Raw genomic sequence first — 18,709 nt, 5'->3', positions numbered from 1 at the left:
GAGACGGACCCCTGGAATCACCCGCCGCGAGGCGCGAGTCAGGCGGCGGGCCAGTCCTGGGAGGCCAGACGCGGCGAGACCGCCCCCGGAGGGGCGGCCTCGAGCCAGGAGAGGAACCCGGTGACGGTGGACCGGGCCATGGCGATCTCCACCGGGGCGTGGTCACTCGTACAGCGGAGGATGACCCAGTCGGCGGGCATCGAGAGGCGCTCCTGCCCCTCGGGCAGCCGCCGCCGCTCGACGGCCAGCCCCTTGCGGGAGAGCACCCGGGTGGGGCGGATGGCGAAGCTGAACAGCCGGTACCAGCGGAGTTCGTCGCCGACGAAGCGGCCGAAGCCGGGAGACCAGCCTCGGCCGTCGAGCATCGTGGAGGTCCGGACGCCGAGCCGGATGATGCCACCGCTACGGGTGACGACGGCCCGCCGGGCGAAGAGGATCAGGAGTGCGCCGAGGATGACGGCGACGCCGATTCCGATCCCTTCGACGATCTCCATCGGCGTTTCGGCTCAGCGGCTCTGCGCGGCGGAGACCGGGGTGGCGCTCTCGGCCAGGACGGTGACGCCCTCGCCGGTCACCGACAGGAAGCCACCTGCCACCTCGTAGGAGACCTGCTCGCCGCCGGGAAGCTTGATGCGCACCTGGCCGGGCTCGGCAAGCTGGCCGAGCAGGGGCGCGTGCCCCGCCAGCACACCCAGCTCGCCCTCGGTCGTGCGGGCGACGACCATCTCGGCCTCGCCGGACCAGACCTTCTCCTCGACGGCTACGAGCTCGACGTGAAGCTGCTTTGCCACGCTGTCTCCTTGCTGCGGCGGCGGATTGTCGAAAGTCTAGTCGTGCCGCCGACCCGTCCCCAACGCGGGTGGCGAGACCTGCGCCACGACTACTTCGCCTTGTTCTGGAAGTCGGGGTGCTCCAGCAGGAACGCGTCGAGCTGCCCCTTCTGCAGCGCGGCGAAGAAGTCGTCCACGGCGGGCTGGAACTTCTCGCCCCGGTAGTCCCCGTTCTCGATGACCGAGCCGCCCGGCAGCTTGATCATCTGAATCGTCTCCGGACGGATGTTCTTGAGGGCCAGGCCGAAGTCGACCACGCTGTTGCCCCGGCCGCTGAAGATGAGCGACTGCCCGGCCGCCCGCAGCACCCGGTCCAGCTTGACCGGGTTGGTCACCACGTCGGCGCTGAACGCCTGGCCGGCCATGGCCTTGACGAACTGCTGCTGGTGCCGCTGCCGCCCGTAGTCGCCGTCGGGGACGCCGTTCTTCGGGTAGCGCTGGCGGACGTAGTCGAGCGCCTGCCAGCCGCTGAGGTGCTGGTTGCCCTTCTTGTAGACCGCCTGCGGGCCGACGTAGCCCTCGCCGTTCGGGTTGCCCTTGCGGTGCTTGCCGTCCGGCTCGCGGTGCTCGGAGCGCACCTCGCGCTCGATGTGCATGTCGACGCCGCCCATCGCGTCGACGATCTTCTTGAAGCCGTTGAAGTTGATGATCGCGCCGGCGTCGAAGCGCGTGATGCCGGTGACGTTCTGCACCGTCGTCGCCAGCAGCTCGAAGCCGCGGGCCGCGTCCGGGTTGCCGCCGGGCACCCGGCTGCCGTACGACATCGCCGCGTTGAGCCGGTCGGTGCCGCCTCTGAACTCCGCCCGGCTGAACTCGGGGATCTCCACGATGAGGTCGCGCGGCATCGAGAACAGGTAGGCCCGGTCCATCTCCGCCGGCACGTGCAGCACCATCACCGAGTCGGCCAGCGGCGGCATCTCCGGGTTGCGCGGGTCGATGCCCACCAGCAGGATGTTGAGCGGGCCCTTGATGTCGCTCTTGCGCTCCTTCGCCCCGGCGGCCTGGTCGCCGAAGAGGTCGGCCTTGCCGACGGCCCCCTCGTAACGGGCCATCAGCGCCTCGGCGCCGACCAGCACGGCCCCGCTGAGCAGCATCAGGACGGCACCGAACACGGTGCAGACCCGGGCCCAGCGCGGCACCCCCGACCACCTGGACGGCTTGCCGCCGCCCTTGTCGGCCTTACCCACGATCATCTCCGTTCGTCACGCCCACGATCAGGAGACGGGCGCATGCAGCCGATTCGTTGCGGATCGACGCCCACGTGGTGAGTGGGCGGATCGACGGTACCCCGCGTCCGGCATGATCGCCGACCACGCGGAACAGGGCGGCGCGATCACCCGATCCGAAGACGGACGAAAGGCCGCCCCGGCAGTGCCGGGGCGGCCTTTCGTCAGGACCGACAGGTCAGCCCTTCATCAGCTCCGCCGCCTTGCGCTCCAGGTCCTCCAGACCACCGCACATGAAGAAGGCCTGCTCGGGGAAGTGGTCGTACTCGCCCTCGCTGATCTTCTTGAAGGCCTCGATGGTCTCCTGGATCGGGACCGTCGAGCCCGGCACGCCGGTGAACTGCTCCGCCGCGTAGGTGTTCTGCGACAGGAAGCGCTCGATGCGCCGCGCGCGCTGCACGGTGATCTTGTCTTCCTCGGAGAGCTCCTCGATACCGAGGATGGCGATGATGTCCTGCAGGTCCTTGTACTTCTGCAGGATCCGCTTCACCTCGGTCGCCACCGCGAAGTGCTCGGCGCCGACGAACTCCGGGGCGAGGATCCGGGACGAGGACGCCAGCGGGTCCACGGCCGGGTAGATGCCCTTGTCGGAGATCGACCGCTCCAGGTTGGTGGTCGCGTCGAGGTGGGCGAACGTGGTGGCCGGGGCGGGGTCGGTGTAGTCGTCCGCCGGCACGTAGATCGCCTGCATCGAGGTGATGGCCTGGCCCCGGACGGAGGTGATCCGCTCCTGGAGCTCGCCCATCTCGTCGGCCAGGGTCGGCTGGTAACCCACCGCGCTCGGCATGCGGCCGAGCAGGGTGGAGACCTCCGAACCCGCCTGGGTGAAGCGGAAGATGTTGTCGATGAAGAGCAGCACCTCCTGCTTCTTGACGTCGCGGAAGTACTCCGCCATGGTCAGCGCGGAGAGGGCGACCCGCAGCCGGGTGCCCGGCGGCTCGTCCATCTGGCCGTAGACCAGCGCGGTCTTGTCGATGACGCCGGACTCCGTCATCTCGGCGATGAGGTCGTTGCCCTCGCGGGTGCGCTCACCCACGCCGGCGAAGACCGAGGTGCCACCGAAGTTCCGGGCGACACGGGTGATCATCTCCTGGATGAGCACCGTCTTGCCGACGCCGGCACCGCCGAACAGGCCGATCTTGCCACCCTTGACGTACGGGGCGAGCAGGTCGATGACCTTGATGCCGGTCTCCAGCATCTCGGTCTTCGGCTCCAGGTCCGCGAAGGCCGGGGCCTTGCGGTGGATGCCCCAGTGGTCGTCGGGCTGGAGCGTCTCGCCCTCGGTCAGGTTGAGGCACTCGCCGATCGCGTTGAACACGTGGCCCTTGACCGTGTCGCCCACCGGAACGGTGATCGGCGAGCCGGTGTCGCGCACGTCGGTGCCGCGGACCAGGCCGTCGGTCGGCTGCATCGAGATGGCGCGGACCATGTTGTCACCCAGGTGCTGGGCGACCTCCAGGGTCAGCGTCTTCTCGCCGCCGGAGAGCGTCACGTTGACGTGCAGGGCGTTGAACAGGGCCGGCATGGCGTCGCGCGGGAACTCGGCGTCGACGACCGGGCCGATGACCCGGACCACGCGACCCGTGGCCGTCTTGGTCTCTACTGGGGCAGTCATCACACTTCACTTCCCGACGCGGCGAGCGCGTTCGCGCCGCCGACGATCTCGCTGATCTCCTGGGTGATCCCGGCCTGGCGGGCCGAGTTCATCTCACGCGTGTACTTCTCGATCATCTCTTCGGCGTTGTCGGTGGCGCTCTTCATCGCCCGCCGACGGGCCGCCGACTCGCTCGCCGCCGACTCCAGCAACGCCGCGTAGATCCGCGTGTTGATGTACTTCGGCAGCAGCGCGTCGAGCAGCGCCTCCGCGTCCGGCTCGAACTCGTAGGACGGCAGCGCGCCCTCGGCGCGCGGCCGGTCCTCCACCTGCATCGGGCCGATGACCTTGGTGACCGGGGTCTGGGTCATCAGGGAGTGGAACTCGGTGTAGACGATGTGCAACTCGTCGATCCCGAGCACCCCGTCCGCCCCGGCGCCGCCGTCGACGTCGTCCGCACCGGCGGTGAACGCCTTGATCAGCGTCTCGCCCACGGTGCGGGCGTCGGCGAAGGTCGGCTGCTCCGAGAACCCGGTCCAGTTGGCCTCGATCGGCCGGTCACGGAACCGGAAGAACCCGACACCCTTGCGTCCGATGACGTAGAGCACCGGCTCCTTGCCGTCGGCGCGCAGCCGGGCGATCAGCGACTCGGCCATCTTGATGGCGTTGGAGCTGTAGCCGCCGGCGAGGCCACGGTCGGAGGTGACCAGCAGGACACCCGCCCGCCGCACCTTCGGACGCGGGGTGAGCAGCGGGTGGTCGATCCGCGCGTTGGACGCCAGCGCCGTGAGCACACCGGTGACCGCCTGGGCGTACGGCAGGGACGCCTCCACCCGGGCCTGGGCCTTGGCGATCCGGCTCGTCGCCACGAGCTCCATCGCCTTGGTGATCTTCTTCATCCCCTTCGCCGAGCGGATCCGTTGACGAAGAACGCGTACCTGGGCCGCCATGGATCAGCCCTTACTGGTTCTCGGCCGGGCGGTCGCCCGCGCCGTCCCGGTAGCGGGTCACCGTCTCGCGGTTCTCGTCACCCTCCAGCGGCGAGGCCGGGGCCTCGTTGATCCGCCGCTCGTCGGACTTGCCGAGGAAGACCTGCTTGAAGTCGGCGATGGCAGCGTCGAGCGAGCCGATGATGTCGTCGTTCCACTGGTGGTCGGCGATGCTGGCCAGCACACCCTCGTGCTTGTGGCGCAGGTACTGGAGGAACTCCGACTCGAAGCGGCGGATCTCCCCGACCGGGATGTCGTCCAGCTTGCCCTCGGTGCCGGCCCAGACCGAGACGACCTGCTCCTGCACCGGGAACGGCGCGTAGTTCGACTGCTTGAGCAGCTCGACCAGGCGGGCGCCGCGGTCCAGCTGGGCGCGGGAGGTCTTGTCCAGGTCGGAGGCGAAGGCGGCGAACGCCTCCAGCTCGCGGAACTGGGCCAGGTTGAGCCGCAGCGAACCGGCGACCTTCTTCATCGGCTTCACCTGCGCGGCGCCACCGACCCGGGAGACCGAGGTGCCGACGTTGATGGCCGGCCGGACGCCCTGGTTGAACAGGTCGGTCTCCAGGAAGATCTGGCCGTCGGTGATGGAGATGACGTTGGTCGGGATGAAGGCCGAGATGTCGTTGGCCTTCGTCTCGATGATCGGCAGGCCGGTCATCGATCCGCCGCCCAGCTCGTCGGAGAGCTTCGCGCAGCGCTCCAGCAGGCGGGAGTGCAGGTAGAAGACGTCACCCGGGTACGCCTCACGGCCCGGCGGGCGACGCAGCAGCAGGGACACGGCGCGGTACGCCTCGGCCTGCTTGCTCAGGTCGTCGAAGACGATCAGGACGTGCTTGCCGCCGTACATCCAGTGCTGCCCGATGGACGAGCCGGTGTAGGGGGCGAGGTACTTGAAGCCGGCCGGGTCGGAGGCCGGGGAGGCGACGATGGTCGTGTACTCCATCGCGCCCGCCTCCTCCAGGACGCCCTTGATCGAGGCGATCGTGGAGGCCTTCTGGCCGATGGCGACGTAGATGCAGCGGACCTGCTTCTTCGGGTCGCCGGAGCGCCAGTTGTCCCGCTGGTTGAGGATGGTGTCCAGCGCGACGGTGGTCTTGCCGGTCTTCCGGTCGCCGATGATCAGCTGACGCTGACCGCGGCCGATCGGGGTCATGGCGTCGACCGCCTTGAGGCCGGTCTGCAGCGGCTCGTCGACGGACTGCCGAGCCATCACGTTCGGGGCCTGGAGCTCCAGCTCACGGAAGCCCTCGTTGGCGATGTCGCCGAGCCCGTCGATCGGCTGGCCGAGCGCGTTGACCACGCGGCCGAGGAAGGCGTCGCCGACCGGCACGGAGAGCACCCGGCCGGTGCGCTTGACGCGCTGGCCCTCTTCGAGCTTGGCGGAGTCACCGAGAACGACGACACCGATCTCCCGGACGTCGAGGTTCAGCGCCACACCCAGGGTGCCGTCCTCGAACTCCAGGAGCTCGTTGGTCATGGTCGAGGGAAGACCCTCGACGTGGGCGATGCCGTCGCCGGTGTCGGCGACGGTGCCGACCTCCTCGCGGGAGAGTTCGGACGAGTAGGAGGAGACGTAGCGCTCCAGGGCGCCGCGGATCTCCTCCGTCGAGATGGTCAGCTCGGCCATCCTCTGCTTCCTTAAGTATCAGGGGCCCGGGATACCTAGTACCGACCGGTCCGAATGGCGTCTATGTCACAGGCACTGGGCGGCGCTGCCGCCTCAGCGCTTCGCGAGCGCGTTGCGGCTCTCGTTGAGGCGGCGCAGAACGGTGCCGTCGTACAGGTCGGAGCCGACCCGTACGCTCACGCCACCGAGAACCGAGGGGTCCACCGTCTGCTTGACGGAAACCTCTCGACCGTATATCGCGGAGAGGCTTGCGCCCAGCCGGCGCTCCTCCTCTTCACTCAACGGGGCCGCGGCGGTCACGTACGCCACCTGCCGGTCCCGCCGCTCGGCGGCCAGCTCGACCAGCCGGCTGAGCGCACCGGAGAGGTTGCGTCCACCGAAACCGGCGAGCGCGACCCCGATGAGGTAGCCGGTGATCGGCCGGGCCTTGCCGACGAGCAACTGGTCGACCAGCGTGGCCCGCCGGTCGGCGGGGACCGCCGAGTCGGAGAGCGCGCTGGACAGCTGCGGCGAACCGGCGACGACCTGCCCGAAGCGGAACAGCTCGTCCTCGACCTCGCCCAGCTCGCCGGCGGAGTCGGCACTCGCCAGGAGCGCGTCGATGCCCAACTGCTCGGTGGCGCTGAGCAGTTCCGACGGCACCGACCAGCGGCCGGCGACCAGGGAGGCGACCAGGTCCAGCGCCTCGGCGCCGACCTTGCCGCGCAGCAGCTCGCCGAGCAGCCCGGCACGGTCGGCCCCGGAGCGGGCCGGGTCGGCGAGCGCGCGGCGCAGCCGCGGTTCGCGCCGCAGCAGGTCGGCGACGGAGAGGATGTCGCCGGCGGTGGTGGCCACCGCCGACGGCTCCGCGCCGCGGACGTACGCGCCGAGGTGCTCGACCGCGACCTTGTACGACTCCCGGCTGGCGGCCTGCATCAGCGGGCCCCCGCGCTCTCGAGGTTGCTCAGGAACCGGTCGACGGTGCCCTTGCGACGCGCCTCGTCGGCGAGGGACTCCCCGACGATCTTGCTGGCCAGGTCGACCGCGAGCGTGCCGACCTCCGTGCGCAGCTCGCGCACGATGGTGGCCCGCTCGGCGGCGAGCTGCTCCTTGCCGGCGGCGAGGATCCGGTCGGACTCCTCCCGCGCCTTGGCAAGGATGTCCTGGCGGATGCCCTCGGCGTCGGCGCGGGCGTCGTCCCGGATCCGCGCCGCCTCGGTACGCACCTCGGCGAGCTGGGCCCGGTACTGCTCCAGCACCTGGTTCGCCTCGGCCTGGGCGGCCTCGGCCCGCTTGAGGCCACCCTCGATCGCGTCGACCCGCGCCTGGTACATCGCCTCCATGCGGGGCATGACGAACTTCAGCAGGACGAAGCAGAGCAGGGCGAAGGCGATGGTCCCGATGACCATCTCCTGCCAGATGGGCAGGATCGGGTTGTGCTCCACACCTTCTGCGGCGATGAACATGTCAGACCTCCGGGTCGGGAGAGAGCTCTCGTCAGCCCTGGACGGCGAAGGCGAGCACCAGGCCGAAGAGTGCGAGCGCCTCGACCAGGGCGAAGCCCAGGACCAGCCAGGTGCGGTTGTAGCCGGCGGACTCCGGCTGACGCGCGCTCGACTGGATGTAGGCCGCGAAGACCAGGGCGACACCGATACCGGGGCCGATGGCGGCGAGGCCGTAGCCGATGGTGTTGACGCTGCCGCCGATTTCGGCAAGAACAGTCATTGCGGGTATTCCTCCTGTTCGACGCGTGAGTTCTCACGCGTACGCGGGTCGGTACCAGAAGCTTGGTCGGGCCGGGCGGCCCGCCGAGCCCGATCAGTGCTCGTCGGCGAGCGAACTTCCGATGTAGTTCGCGCTCAGCGTGACGAAGACGTAGGCCTGCAGCACGGCGACCAGGACCTCGAAGAAGGCCATCACGATCGCCATCAGGAAGGAGAAGACCGAGGTCACCTGGATGAACAGGCTGCTCGAGTTCAGCATCACGAAGCCGCCGACGGTGAAGACCAGCAGCAGCAGGTGGCCGGCGAACAGGTTGGCGAAGAGCCGCAGGGCCAGGGTGACCGGCCGGACGATGAACGTCTGCAGGAACTCGATCGGGATCAGCAGGATGTGCATGGGCCACGGCACGCCCGGGATGATCAGGCTCATCTTGAGGTACTTGCCGAGGCCGTGCTTGCGGGCGCCGATGTAGAGGTACATCACGTAGGAGATCAACGCGAGCACGATCGGGAAGGCGATGTGCGAGTTGGGCGAGATCTGCAGGCCGGGCACGATGGCGAAGAAGTTGGTCAGCACGATGAAGCTGAACAGCACCGTGAAGTAGGGCGCGAAGCGGATGCCCGCGTTGCCCATCTGCTCGCGGGCGATGTTGTCCCGGACCAGGCCGTAGACCGACTCCGCGTACCACTGGGCCTTACCGGGGACCAGCTTGGGCTTCCGGTAGGCGAGCATAAAGAAGATGATCAGCAACGCGACCGCGAGCCAGACCATGATCCCGAACTTGGTGACCCAGGGGCCAGCCACGTCCGGCGGGTAGAAATCTCCGACGCTGGGGGGCCAGGGAAGCCCCTCGGCGGCGACGAGCTGTCCACTCACCGTGTCATCCTCCGCACTCGACAGACCCGCGCGTGCTGGCACTCAAGCACTGAGCCTCTTCATGATCAGGTAAATCGCTCCGGCCGCGCCGAAGATCATGCCGACGGCGGCCCCGACGCCGGTGGGCAGATCGAGAAGTCGCTCCGCCAACCACCCGAGGAAGCCCCACACCACGATGCCGGCGAGGAGGTAGCCCAGAACGGCCCCTGCCACGCCTTCCGACGAGTGCTCGTCGGACCTGCGGGGGTGTGGGTCTTCGGCCATGACGTGGCGAACAATATCAGCAGGGACGCGCGGGAGTGTGCGGCACCCCCCACACTGCGGACAGCGTGCGGGCCGTGGTGCGGGCGCGAAAGTCGTTGGTCAGGTTACTCCCGTGCGGCCCGCCGCGGCAGCCCGAAATGCCGGACGCAGATCCGACAGAACGCTCACTCACCGCGTCGCTCGAATGTGGGCAGCGGCGTACGCAGGGCCCACGTCAGGTGGGCGCCCGTCCAGACCACCACGGCCGCGATGATCGCCACTCCCATGTCCGGCAGGCCGGGCCAGCCGGTGGCCGCCACGGCGGCCATCACCACCCCGAGCACCACGATCTTCGTGGCGTAGGTGACCAGCCCGACCGACATGATCATCCGGGGGTTTACGGCGTCCGCCCAGGCCACCGAGACGCCGGAGACCAGGTAGCTGGCGATGACCAGCGCGATCCCGGCGGCCACCCCGGCCGCGCCCGTGGCGCCCCGCAGCACCGCCGCGGCCGGGACCGCGACCAGCGCGAGGACCGCGCAGGCCAGCAACGGCAGGCGTAGGTGCGGCAGCCGGGCCCGGATGGCGCCCGGCTCGCCCGCGCGCGGCGCGCTCATCGGGGGTACGCCGGGAAGGCGGCGACCAGCTCGGCGACCTCGCCGGCGATCCCGGCGAGGGTGTCGGCGCCCCCGGGAGCGGCGGGATCGGTGCGCACGGCGCGGGCGATCAGCGAGGCCACCTGCCGCATCTCCGGCTCGCGCATGCCCTGCGTGGTGACGCTCGGGGTGCCCACCCGGATACCCGAGGCGACCATCGGCTTCTGCGGGTCGTACGGGATCGCGTTCTTGTTCAGGGTGATGGTGGCGGCGTCGCAGCGCGCCTCGGCGTCCGCGCCCGTCACCCCGACCTCGCGCAGGTCGATCAGGGCGAGGTGGGTGTCGGTGCCCCCGGAGACCGGGCGCATCCCCTCGTCGGCCAGCCCGGCGGCGAGCGCCCGCGCGTTGGCCACCACCCGGTCGGCGTAGGCCCGGAACTCGGGCTGGGCGGCCTCCCGCAGCGCGACCGCCTTGGCGGCGACGACGTGCATCAGCGGGCCGCCCTGGGTGAACGGGAAGACGGCCTTGTCGATGCGCTGGGCCAGCGACTCCCGGCACAGGATCATGCCGCCGCGCGGCCCGCGCAGCACCTTGTGCGTGGTGAAGCAGACGACGTCGGCGTGCGGCACCGGCGACGGGACGGCCTTCCCGGCGACCAGCCCGATGAAGTGCGCGGCGTCGACCATCAGGTACGCCCCGACCTCGTCGGCGATCTCGCGGAACCGCGCGAAGTCGATCAACCGCGGGTACGCCGTCGCGCCACAGATGATCATCTTGGGCCGGTGCGCGAGGGCGAGGTCGCGTACCTCGTCGTAGTCGATCAGCTCGGTGTCGCGGCGGACGGTGTAGCCGACCGTGTGGAACCACTTGCCGGAGAAGTTGACCCGGCTGCCGTGGGTGAGGTGGCCGCCGTGCGGCAGGTCCATGGCGAGCACCGTGTCCCCCGGCTGGACCAGCGCGGCGTACGCGGCCAGGTTGGCGCTCGCCCCCGAGTGCGGCTGGAGGTTGGCGTGCTCGGCGCCGAAGAGTTCCTTCGCCCGCGCAATGCCGATCTCCTCGGCCCGGTCGACCTCGGCGCAGCCGCCGTAGTAGCGCCGGCCCGGGTAGCCCTCGGCGTACTTGTTGGTCAGGGTCGAGCCGAGCGCGGCCAGCACCGCCGGCGAGGTGAGGTTCTCGCTGGCGATCAGTTGCAGTCCGCCCCGGAGCCGGTCCAGCTCGCCGAGCACCACCCCGGCGATCTCCGGGTCGGTCGCGCGGAGCTGGTCGAAGTCCGGCCCCCAGAAGGTGCTCGTCTCAGTAGCCACAGCGCCAGAGTCTATTGGGCCGCACACTGGAGACCGTGAGATGCCTGGTCACCGGAGCGACGGGTTACATCGGCGGGCGGCTGGCGCCCCGGCTGCTGGCCGAGGGGCACACGGTGCGCTGCCTCGCCCGCAAGGCGGGACGGCTGCGGGACGTGCCGTGGGCGGCGCGGACCGAGATCGTCGAGGGCGACCTGCGCCGGCCGGAGACGCTGCCGGCCGCGTTCGAGGGCGTGGACGTCGCCTACTACCTGGTGCACTCGCTCGGCCAGGCCGGCTTCGAGGTCGCCGACCGGGAGGCCGCCACCCGGTTCGCCGAGGCCGCGCGGGTCGCGGGCGTACGCCGGATCGTCTACCTGGGCGGGCCGGAGCCGGCGGCGGACTCGGAGGTCCCGTCGGCGCACCTGCGCTCGCGGGCCGAGGTGGGGCGGATCCTGCTCGACAGCGGGGTGCCGACGGCGGTGCTGCGGGCGGCGGTGATCATCGGGTCCGGGTCGGCCTCGTTCGAGATGTTGCGCTACCTGACCGAGCGGCTGCCGGCCATGGTCACCCCCCGCTGGGTCCGCAACCGGATCCAGCCCATCGCCGTCCGGGACGTGCTGCGCTACCTGGCCGGCTGCGCGAGCCTGCCGCCGGAGGTCAACCGCGCCTTCGACATCGGCGGGCCGGACATCCTCACCTTCGAGGACATGATGCAGCGGTACGCGCGGGTGGCCGGGCTGCGCCGGCGGACCATCGTGCCGGTGCGACCGCTGACGCCGTCGCTCTCCTCGCACTGGGTCGGGCTCGTCACGCCGGTGCCCAACGCGATCGCCCGGCCGCTGGTGGAGAGCCTGGTCCACGAGGCCGTCGCCCACGAGCACGACATCGCCGGGTACGTGCCCGACCCGCCGGAGGGGCTGACCGGCTTCGACCAGGCGGTCGCGGCGGCCCTGACGAAGGTCCGCGACGGCGAGGTGGAGACCCGCTGGTCGACCGCGAGCGGCCCCGACGCGCCGGCCGAGCCGCTGCCCAGCGACCCGGAGTGGTCCGGCGGGACCGCCTACACCGACGTCCGCGAGCGGGCGGTGCACGCGCCGCCGGAGGAGCTGTGGCGGGTCGTCGAGGGCGTCGGCGGGGAGCACGGCTGGTACTCGTTCCCGCTGGCCTGGTCGGTGCGCGGCTGGCTGGACCGGCTGATCGGCGGCGTGGGGCTGCGCCGCGGCCGGCGCGACCCGCACCGCCTCCAGGTCGGCGAGGCGCTGGACTTCTGGCGGGTGGAGGAGATCGTGCCCGGCGAGCTGCTGCGGCTGCGCGCCGAGATGCGGCTGCCGGGCCGGGCCTGGCTGGAGATGCGGGTGGTCCGGGTGGACGGCGAGGGCAGCCGTTACCAGCAGCGGGCGGTGTTCCTGCCGCGCGGGCTGCCCGGGCACGCGTACTGGGGCGCGGTGGCGCCCTTCCACGCGGTGGTCTTCGGCGGGATGGCCCGCAACATCGCCCGCCAGGCGGAGCAGGCGGCCCGCCGGCCCGTAGCCGCCTCCCCGCGCCGCTGAGGCACGCGGGGCTCGGTTGCCGGCCCGCCGGTTCAGTCGCCGGCGCGGGCCCGGTGCCGGCGCGTGTCCAGCGCCGGCGCGGGCCCGGTACCGGCTCCGGGGTCAGTTGCCGGCGCGGGCCCGGTACCGGCTCCGGGGTCAGTTGCCGGCGCGGGCGCCGGTGAGCCGGAAGGCGGTCGTCTCGCTCGGCGGCACGAAGTCGCGGACCGGCTCGTCGCGCAGCGCGAAGGCGAGCACCTCCCCCACCGCCTCGACCAGTTGCGCCTGCACCCGCTGGCCGACCGCGTCGCGCGGGTCGTCGGGGTTCGCGGCGATCGAGGCGACCGCCAGCTGCGGGGTGAAGGCGACCACGGTCTCCGTCGCGTACCCGTCCGAGCTGCCCGTCTTGCCCGCCACCGGCCGGCCGAGCTGCCGGCGCAGCCCCTCCGCGGTGCCGCCGTCGCACTCCCGGTACATCGACTGGTCGCCGACCGCGCAGCGGGCCGCGTCGGCCGCCGCCCGGGCCACGTCCGCGTCCACCGCCTGCCGGCAGTGCGGCCGCGCGGCGGCCACCGGGCGGCCGGCGGCGTCGGCGATCGAGACGACCGGCAGCGGCGCGCACCACGAGCCCTCGGCCGCCACGGCGGCGTACGCGCCGGCCAGGTCGAGCGGGGTGGTGGCGGAGACGCCCAGGGTGAACGGCCCCCACTCGCGCGCGCCGTGGCGGGCCAGCCGCGCGTCGTCCGCGGAACGGAAGACGATGCCGAGCCGCTCGGCCATCTCCACCACCCGGTCCGCGCCGACCCGCTCGGTCAGCCAGGCGAAGTACGTGTTGACCGACTCGCCGAAGGCGGTCCACATGGTGTGCCGGCCGTCCATCAGGTCGGTGGCGTTGCGCGGGCACCAGTACCCGTCGCAGCTCGCCGCCCCGCTCGCCGAGTAGTCGGTCACGATCCGCTCCGGCGCGTCGAACTCCGTGCTCAGCGGCAGCCCGGACTCCAGCGCGGCCAGCATCGTGAAGACCTTGAACGTGGAGCCGGCCTGGTAGCCCTCGATCGCCCCGCCCCCGGCCACCAGCTGGTTGACCGTGTTCGGGTGGTTCTTCTGCCCGGCCGGGTTGGCGGCCACGCCGTAGTTCCGGTTCACCGCCATCGCGAGCACCCGGCCCGTGCCGGGCTGGACCACCGCCGTCGGCGCCGCCCGGCGGTCGTCCACCGAGTAGATCCGGCGGACCTGCTCGGTGGTGGCGCGCTGCACCGCCGGGTCGAGCGAGGAGACGATGGAGAACCCGCCCCGGCGCAGCGTGAGCTGCCGCTCGTCGACCGTCGCGCCGAACGCCGGCTGGGCGTTCCACCAGCGGGTGAACCAGTCGCAGAAGAGGCCCCAGTCGTTGTGCTCCGCCGGCACCGCCGTGCAGTCGTTCGGCGTCTGGCTGGGGCGCAGCTTCAACTGCTCGGCCCGGGCCCGGTCCGCCGCCTCGGCCGGGACCTGCCCGGACTCCACCAGCCGGTCCAGCACGTACGCCCGGCGGGCGAGCGCGGCGTCCGCGTCGCCGTTGATCGGGTCGTCGGTGTGCGGGGAGCGGACCAGGCCGGCCAGCAGCGCCGCCTCGGCCAGGGTGAGCTCCGCCGGCGGCTTCGAGAAGTAGCGGCGGCTCGCGGCGGCCACCCCGTACGCGCCCGCCCCGAAGTAGGCGATGTTGAGGTAGCGGGCGAGGATCTCGTCCTTGGTCAGCTCCCGCTCCAGGGCCAGCGCGTACCGCATCTCCTGGATCTTGCGCGCGGTGGTCAGCTCGGTGGCGGCGGCGCGCTGCCGCTCGCTCAGCCGGGGGTCGTTGCTGAGCACGTTGCGGACGTACTGCATGGTCAGCGTGGACGCGCCCTGCCGGGTCTCGCCGGCCCCCCGGTTGACGGTGAAGGCACGCACCACGCCGCGGAGGTCGACCCCGCTGTGCTCGTGGAACCGGGTGTCCTCGGCGGCGATGACCGCCTGCCGCATCACCGGCGCCACGTCGGCCAGCGGCACGTCCACCCGGTCCTCCTGGTAGAAGGAGGTGATCAGCGTGGTGCCGTCGTTGGCGTAGAGGTTCGAGCGTTGGGGCGTGGGCGGCGTGCGCAGCGTGTTCGGCAGTTCCGAGTACGGCGCGGCGAGCGCCGAGAACCCGATGCCGAAGACCAGCGCGGCCGGGAGGGCCGCCACCGCGAGCGCCAGCCCGGCCAGCACGCCGGCGATCAGTACGGTGAACAGTTTGTCGAGGCGTGCCCGGGTCATCAGCTCTCCCCGCAGGAGCCGGTCAGGACCCACCCAGAATGACCCGAAAGTCCCTCTTGACCGCCCCTTTCCCCCAAACCCGCAGGAAACTCACGCGGGCGGGTACCTCGGGAGGGTTACGGCAGGAGCACGGCGGCGAGGGGGTGCACGCTCTCCTCGATCTCGTCGGCGACCCGGCTGAAGCACTGGTCGCCGCGCCCCCACGGATCGTCGAGATCGTCGGTGGGCAGCGAGGTGGTGCCCAGGCGGGCGGCGTGGGCGGCCTCCACCAGGGCCACGCCGCGCGCGTACACCGCGTCGGGGGTCGCCTCGGCCGCCGGCAGCGCGGCGGCGTCCACCCCGGCGAGCAGCCGGCCGAACTCGCCCAGCACGAACGTGCGCGACGCGGCGTCGGGCCGCAGCGCCACCACGTACTCCTGCTGGTCGGCGGTGGCGGTGAGGACGAGGTCGGCGGCGTCGATGTGGTCCGACCGCAGCTTGCGGGCGGCGAAGCCGGCGACGCTGCCGCCCCGGGAGGTCACCTGGCGCGACGCCGGCGGGTTCATCTCCTCGCCGGCGTGCCAGCCGCCGGTGCCGGCGCTGTGGCTGTGCAGCAGCTCGTCGGCGCGGTCCGGGTCGACCTCGCGGCGGGCCAGCCGTTCCCGGACGGCGAGGGCCAGCAGCCGCTCGGCCATCGGGGACCGGCAGATGTTGCCCATGCAGACGTGCAGCACGGTGAACGGAGGCACTCAGACCCCCTGGCCGGCGAGGATGTCGGGCACCACGTCGCGGAGCTTCTCCAGCCCGACGGCGCCCTGGCGGAGGACCTGCGGCACCTCGCCGGTGAGGTCCACGATCGTGCTCGGCACCGGATCCGGGCAGGGCCCGGCCTCCAGGTAGGCCCGCACCGAGTAGGAGAGCTGGTCGCGGGCCTCCTCGGCGGTGAGGGCGGCCGGCTGGCCGGTCTTGTTGGCCGAGGCGACCGCCATCGGGCCGGTCTCGCGCAGCACCTCCAGCGCCACCGGGTGCAGCGGCATCCGCACCGCCACCGTCCCGGAGGAGTCGCCGAGGTCCCAGCGCAGGCTGGGCGAGTGCGCCACGATGATGGTCAGCGCCCCGGGCCAGAACGCCTCGACGAGGTCCCGGGCCGCCTGGGGCAGCGAGTAGACCAGGCCGTCGAGGGTGTTCCGGGAGCCGATCAGCACGGGCGGCGGCACCTGACGGCCGCCCTTGGCGTCCAGCAGGGCCTTGACCGCGTACGGGGTGAACGCGTCCGCGCCGATCCCGTAGACCGTGTCGGTCGGCAGGACGACCAGCTCGCCGTTCTTGACCGCCTCGATGGCAGCGGCGATGCCGCGGTCCCGGTCGGCGGGCGACCGGCAGTCGTAGAGCATCACGAGGAGTCAGTCTGCCACGTCGCGTCGGCGGCGGCGTGCTGGCCGTCCGTCCGCCGGGACGCGGTCGCGAAGCGGGGCCGTCCGGTCAGGTCCGGGTGGTCGGCGACCGCCTCGAACCGGCCGTCCGCGGCGAGCAGGTCGGGCACCGCCGTGCCGTGCGTGTCGTCGTGCTCCACGCCGAGCACCCCGCCCGGGCGCAGCAGCGCCGCCGCCCGGGCGATCACCGGGCGGATCACCGCCAGGCCGTCCGCGCCGCCGAAGACCGCGTTCGCCGGATCGTGCCGCCCCACCTCCGGGGGTACGGCCACGCCCGACGGCACGTACGGCGGGTTGCAGAGCAGCACGTCGACCCGGCCCACCAGGTCGGCGAGCAGGTCGGCGGCGGTGACGTCCGCCGCCACCACCTCGATCGGCCGGTCCCCCGCGGCGGCCCGGGCCGCCGCGTTGCGCCGCAGCCAGGGCAGCGCCGCCGCCGACCGTTCCACCGCCACCACCCGGGCCGCCGGCAGCTCCTGGGCCACCGATAGGGCGATCGCCCCCGAGCCGCTGCACAGGTCCACCACCAGCGCGGCGTCCAGGCGTCGGCCCTGCGCGATCCCCCAGCCGGCGAGCAGCTCGGTCTCCGGCCGGGGCACGAAGACGCCCGGCCCGACGGCCAACTCCAGGTGCCGGAAGCCGGCGCTGCCCGTGAGATGCTGCAACGGTTCCCGCCCGGCCCGCCGCGCGACCAGCTCGTCGAACCGGTCGAGCTGGTCGGCCGTGAAGTCGTCGGCCAGCGCCAGCCGCCCGCGGGGCACCGCCAGCACGTACGCGGCCAGCTGCTCCGCCTCGGCGCGGGCCGAGGCGACACCGGCGTCGGCGAGGGCCCGGGACGCCCGGGCCAACGCCACGGAAGGGCGCTGGCGTCTCGTCCCTTCGGACGGGTGTTGCGGCACGGTGGTCACGAGATAATCATGGGGCGTCGCGCTGGACATCACGAGCGGATGCGTCCGGACGCACACCGACAGGAGGTCGCGGTGGGTTGGCTCGACCGGGTCACCGACCAGGTTGACGCCCTGTCGCGGGCGCGGACCCTCCAGGAGTCCAGCCAGTCCGCCGAGGCGTACGCGATCCTCGACCGGATCGCCGCCACCACCACCGACCCGTACGCGCGGGCCGACGCCCTGGTGCAGCGCCTCTCCGCGGTGATCAACCTCGGGCGGACGGCGGAGTACACCCGGGCCGTCGAGGAGGCCTCCACCGCCGTCCGCGACCTCGCCGAGCCCTACCTGCTCGGGCACCTCAACGCGCTGGCCGCGCTCGCCGCGCACCACCAGGGCGCGCTGGACCGCTGCGTCACCCACCTGGTGAAAGCCGCGCGGGCGCTGGGCGCGGTGGAGGACCCCGACCGGGACACCGCGTGGGGCTGGCACGACCTGGCGATGGCCTACTCGTACCTCAGCTTCCACGGCTACGCCCTCGGGGCGATCGAACGGGCCCGGCAGCTCGGCAGCGCCGCCGAGATCCCGGAGGAGACCTTCGCCGCCCCCGGGATCCGGCTGCGCAACGCCGTGGCGCTGGACCACAACGGCGACAGCGACGGCTGCCTGCGGGTGCTGCGCGACGTCGCCGCCGACCTGGACCGGTTCCGGCGCAGCGGGCGGGCCGGGAAGCTGCGCCCGAGCAGCCTGGCCGCGTACGGCTACGCCGCCGCCCGGCGGGCGGCCCTCGGCGACCGGTGGGACGTCGACACGGAGGCCGCCCCGGCCCGGCTGCTCGGCCACGGCGGCGACAGCGCCCGGGCGCGCGACATGCGCCAGCTCGGCCAGGTCTGCCTGGCCGTCGCCGAGGGACGGCCGATCGAGGCCGTCACCCGGCTGGACACCGTCCAGGTCTCCACCGAGACGCTGGGCGCGGCCGAACCGGCCCGGCTGCGCAGCATCGCCCTGGCCCGCGCCGGCGACCACGCGGGCGCGCACCGGGCCGACCGGCTGGCGTTCCGGCTGGCCGCCCAGCGCAACGACCGGCTCCGGGACGTCTACATCGACGGCATCGCCGCGCGCATCGACCACGAGGAGATGCGCCGCGAGGCGGCCCGCTTCGAGGGCGAGGCGTTGACCGACCCGCTGACCGGGCTGCCCAACCGGCGGCGGCTGGAGCGCTACATCGCCACCCTGGTCGCCCACGGCGACCGGGTGGTGATCGGCGTCTGCGACCTGGACGGCTTCAAGGCCGTCAACACCCGGCACGGGCACCACTCCGGCGACCTGGTGCTCCAGCGCATCGCCGGGGTGATCAACCGGGTGATGCGCCGGGGCGACTTCGTGGCCCGCTACGGCGGGGACGAGTTCGTGGTGGTGCTGCCCGGCGCCGGGATGACCGAGGCGGCCGAGGTGGGCCGCCGGATCGACGCCGCGGTGCGCACGGAGGACTGGGAGTCGCTGGTGCCCGGCACGCCGGTCGGGGTCAGCGTCGGCTTCGCCGAGGTGGGCGCCACCGGCCCGGGCCTGCGCGACGCCCTCGGCACCGCGTTCGAGGCCGCCGACCGCGCGATGCTGGCGGCGAAGACCCGCCCCCGCGCCTCCTGAC

19 protein-coding genes are annotated in these 18,709 nt (G+C 72.3%); 2 read left to right on the top strand and 17 right to left on the bottom strand.

Going from position 1 to position 18,709, the window contains the following annotated elements; genetic code table 11:
- Window positions 1-38 precede the first annotated feature (38 nt).
- From ACLQ22_RS25345 to glyA, 13 genes are all read right to left on the bottom strand, one after another.
- Window positions 39-494: a DUF2550 domain-containing protein gene (locus ACLQ22_RS25345; RefSeq protein WP_366639271.1), complete on the bottom strand. Its 456-nt coding sequence runs from the start codon at window positions 492-494 to the stop codon at window positions 39-41.
- Window positions 495-506: 12 nt separating this feature from the next.
- Window positions 507-791 carry a F0F1 ATP synthase subunit epsilon gene (locus tag ACLQ22_RS25340; RefSeq protein WP_121399587.1) on the bottom strand — a complete coding sequence of 95 codons (285 nt, stop codon included), beginning with the start codon at window positions 789-791 and terminating at the stop codon, window positions 507-509.
- A gap of 89 nt (window positions 792-880) precedes the next feature.
- Window positions 881-2,023 carry an LCP family protein gene (locus ACLQ22_RS25335; protein ID WP_425694503.1) on the bottom strand — a complete coding sequence of 381 codons (1,143 nt, stop codon included), beginning with the start codon at window positions 2,021-2,023 and terminating at the stop codon, window positions 881-883.
- A gap of 211 nt (window positions 2,024-2,234) precedes the next feature.
- A complete protein-coding gene (gene atpD / locus ACLQ22_RS25330; protein WP_425694502.1) occupies window positions 2,235-3,671 on the bottom strand; it encodes a F0F1 ATP synthase subunit beta in 1,437 nt (478 codons plus the stop codon).
- Complete coding sequence (locus tag ACLQ22_RS25325; RefSeq protein ID WP_425694501.1) at window positions 3,671-4,600, bottom strand: F0F1 ATP synthase subunit gamma; 930 nt, start codon at window positions 4,598-4,600, stop codon at window positions 3,671-3,673. Before ACLQ22_RS25325 ends, atpD begins: the two co-directional genes overlap by 1 nt.
- Before the next feature lie 10 nt (window positions 4,601-4,610).
- Window positions 4,611-6,266, bottom strand: a complete 1,656-nt coding sequence (gene atpA / locus ACLQ22_RS25320; RefSeq protein WP_425694500.1) for a F0F1 ATP synthase subunit alpha — start codon at window positions 6,264-6,266, stop codon at window positions 4,611-4,613.
- A gap of 93 nt (window positions 6,267-6,359) precedes the next feature.
- On the bottom strand, window positions 6,360-7,181 hold the full coding sequence (locus tag ACLQ22_RS25315; RefSeq protein WP_425694499.1) for a F0F1 ATP synthase subunit delta: 822 nt from the start codon (window positions 7,179-7,181) through the stop codon (window positions 6,360-6,362).
- Complete coding sequence (locus tag ACLQ22_RS25310) at window positions 7,181-7,711, bottom strand: F0F1 ATP synthase subunit B (RefSeq protein WP_425694498.1); 531 nt, start codon at window positions 7,709-7,711, stop codon at window positions 7,181-7,183. The genes ACLQ22_RS25315 and ACLQ22_RS25310 overlap by 1 nt, the downstream gene beginning before the upstream one ends.
- Window positions 7,712-7,742: 31 nt before the next feature.
- Window positions 7,743-7,970 (bottom strand): ATP synthase F0 subunit C, encoded by a 228-nt coding sequence (atpE, locus tag ACLQ22_RS25305; RefSeq protein WP_121399594.1) that lies wholly within the window; start codon window positions 7,968-7,970, stop codon window positions 7,743-7,745.
- 93 nt (window positions 7,971-8,063) lie between these two features.
- Window positions 8,064-8,885 carry a F0F1 ATP synthase subunit A gene (gene atpB, locus ACLQ22_RS25300; RefSeq protein WP_357870797.1) on the bottom strand — a complete coding sequence of 274 codons (822 nt, stop codon included), beginning with the start codon at window positions 8,883-8,885 and terminating at the stop codon, window positions 8,064-8,066.
- The gene (locus ACLQ22_RS25295; RefSeq protein ID WP_121399596.1) at window positions 8,886-9,107 is read right to left on the bottom strand and encodes a hypothetical protein; all 222 of its coding nucleotides are present in this window, start codon (window positions 9,105-9,107) and stop codon (window positions 8,886-8,888) included.
- 164 nt (window positions 9,108-9,271) lie between these two features.
- On the bottom strand, window positions 9,272-9,703 hold the full coding sequence (locus tag ACLQ22_RS25290; protein WP_425694497.1) for a hypothetical protein: 432 nt from the start codon (window positions 9,701-9,703) through the stop codon (window positions 9,272-9,274).
- Window positions 9,700-10,986, bottom strand: coding sequence for a serine hydroxymethyltransferase (gene glyA / locus ACLQ22_RS25285; RefSeq protein ID WP_425694496.1), 1,287 nt, complete (start codon window positions 10,984-10,986; stop codon window positions 9,700-9,702). Before glyA ends, ACLQ22_RS25290 begins: the two co-directional genes overlap by 4 nt.
- Window positions 10,987-11,021: 35 nt before the next feature.
- Between glyA and ACLQ22_RS25280 the strand changes: the two genes are divergently transcribed.
- Entirely contained in the window at window positions 11,022-12,515 is a 1,494-nt protein-coding gene (locus ACLQ22_RS25280) for an SDR family oxidoreductase (protein WP_425694495.1), read from the top strand.
- Window positions 12,516-12,653: 138 nt separating this feature from the next.
- Here ACLQ22_RS25280 and ACLQ22_RS25275 read toward each other — a convergent pair whose 3' ends face one another.
- The 4 genes from ACLQ22_RS25275 to prmC all read right to left on the bottom strand — a co-directional run bounded on the left by ACLQ22_RS25275 (window position 12,654) and on the right by prmC (window position 17,076).
- Entirely contained in the window at window positions 12,654-14,765 is a 2,112-nt protein-coding gene (locus tag ACLQ22_RS25275) for a transglycosylase domain-containing protein (RefSeq protein ID WP_425694494.1), read from the bottom strand.
- Between the two features lie 116 nt (window positions 14,766-14,881).
- Window positions 14,882-15,493, bottom strand: coding sequence for a phosphotyrosine protein phosphatase (locus ACLQ22_RS25270; protein WP_366639284.1), 612 nt, complete (start codon window positions 15,491-15,493; stop codon window positions 14,882-14,884).
- Window positions 15,494-16,138 carry an L-threonylcarbamoyladenylate synthase gene (locus ACLQ22_RS25265; RefSeq protein ID WP_425694529.1) on the bottom strand — a complete coding sequence of 215 codons (645 nt, stop codon included), beginning with the start codon at window positions 16,136-16,138 and terminating at the stop codon, window positions 15,494-15,496.
- A complete protein-coding gene (gene prmC / locus ACLQ22_RS25260) occupies window positions 16,138-17,076 on the bottom strand; it encodes a peptide chain release factor N(5)-glutamine methyltransferase (RefSeq protein ID WP_425694528.1) in 939 nt (312 codons plus the stop codon). The genes ACLQ22_RS25265 and prmC overlap by 1 nt, the downstream gene beginning before the upstream one ends.
- 81 nt (window positions 17,077-17,157) lie before the next feature.
- On the opposite strand from prmC, the gene ACLQ22_RS25255 reads away from it, so the two are divergent.
- Window positions 17,158-18,708 carry a GGDEF domain-containing protein gene (locus ACLQ22_RS25255; RefSeq protein ID WP_425694527.1) on the top strand — a complete coding sequence of 517 codons (1,551 nt, stop codon included), beginning with the start codon at window positions 17,158-17,160 and terminating at the stop codon, window positions 18,706-18,708.
- The last annotated feature ends 1 nt before the right edge of the window (window position 18,709 follow it).

The organism is Micromonospora sp. DT178, assembly GCF_049841695.1.
In the GTDB taxonomy this organism is placed as follows: domain Bacteria; phylum Actinomycetota; class Actinomycetes; order Mycobacteriales; family Micromonosporaceae; genus Micromonospora.
This window is presented reverse-complemented; position numbering and strand designations above follow the sequence as displayed.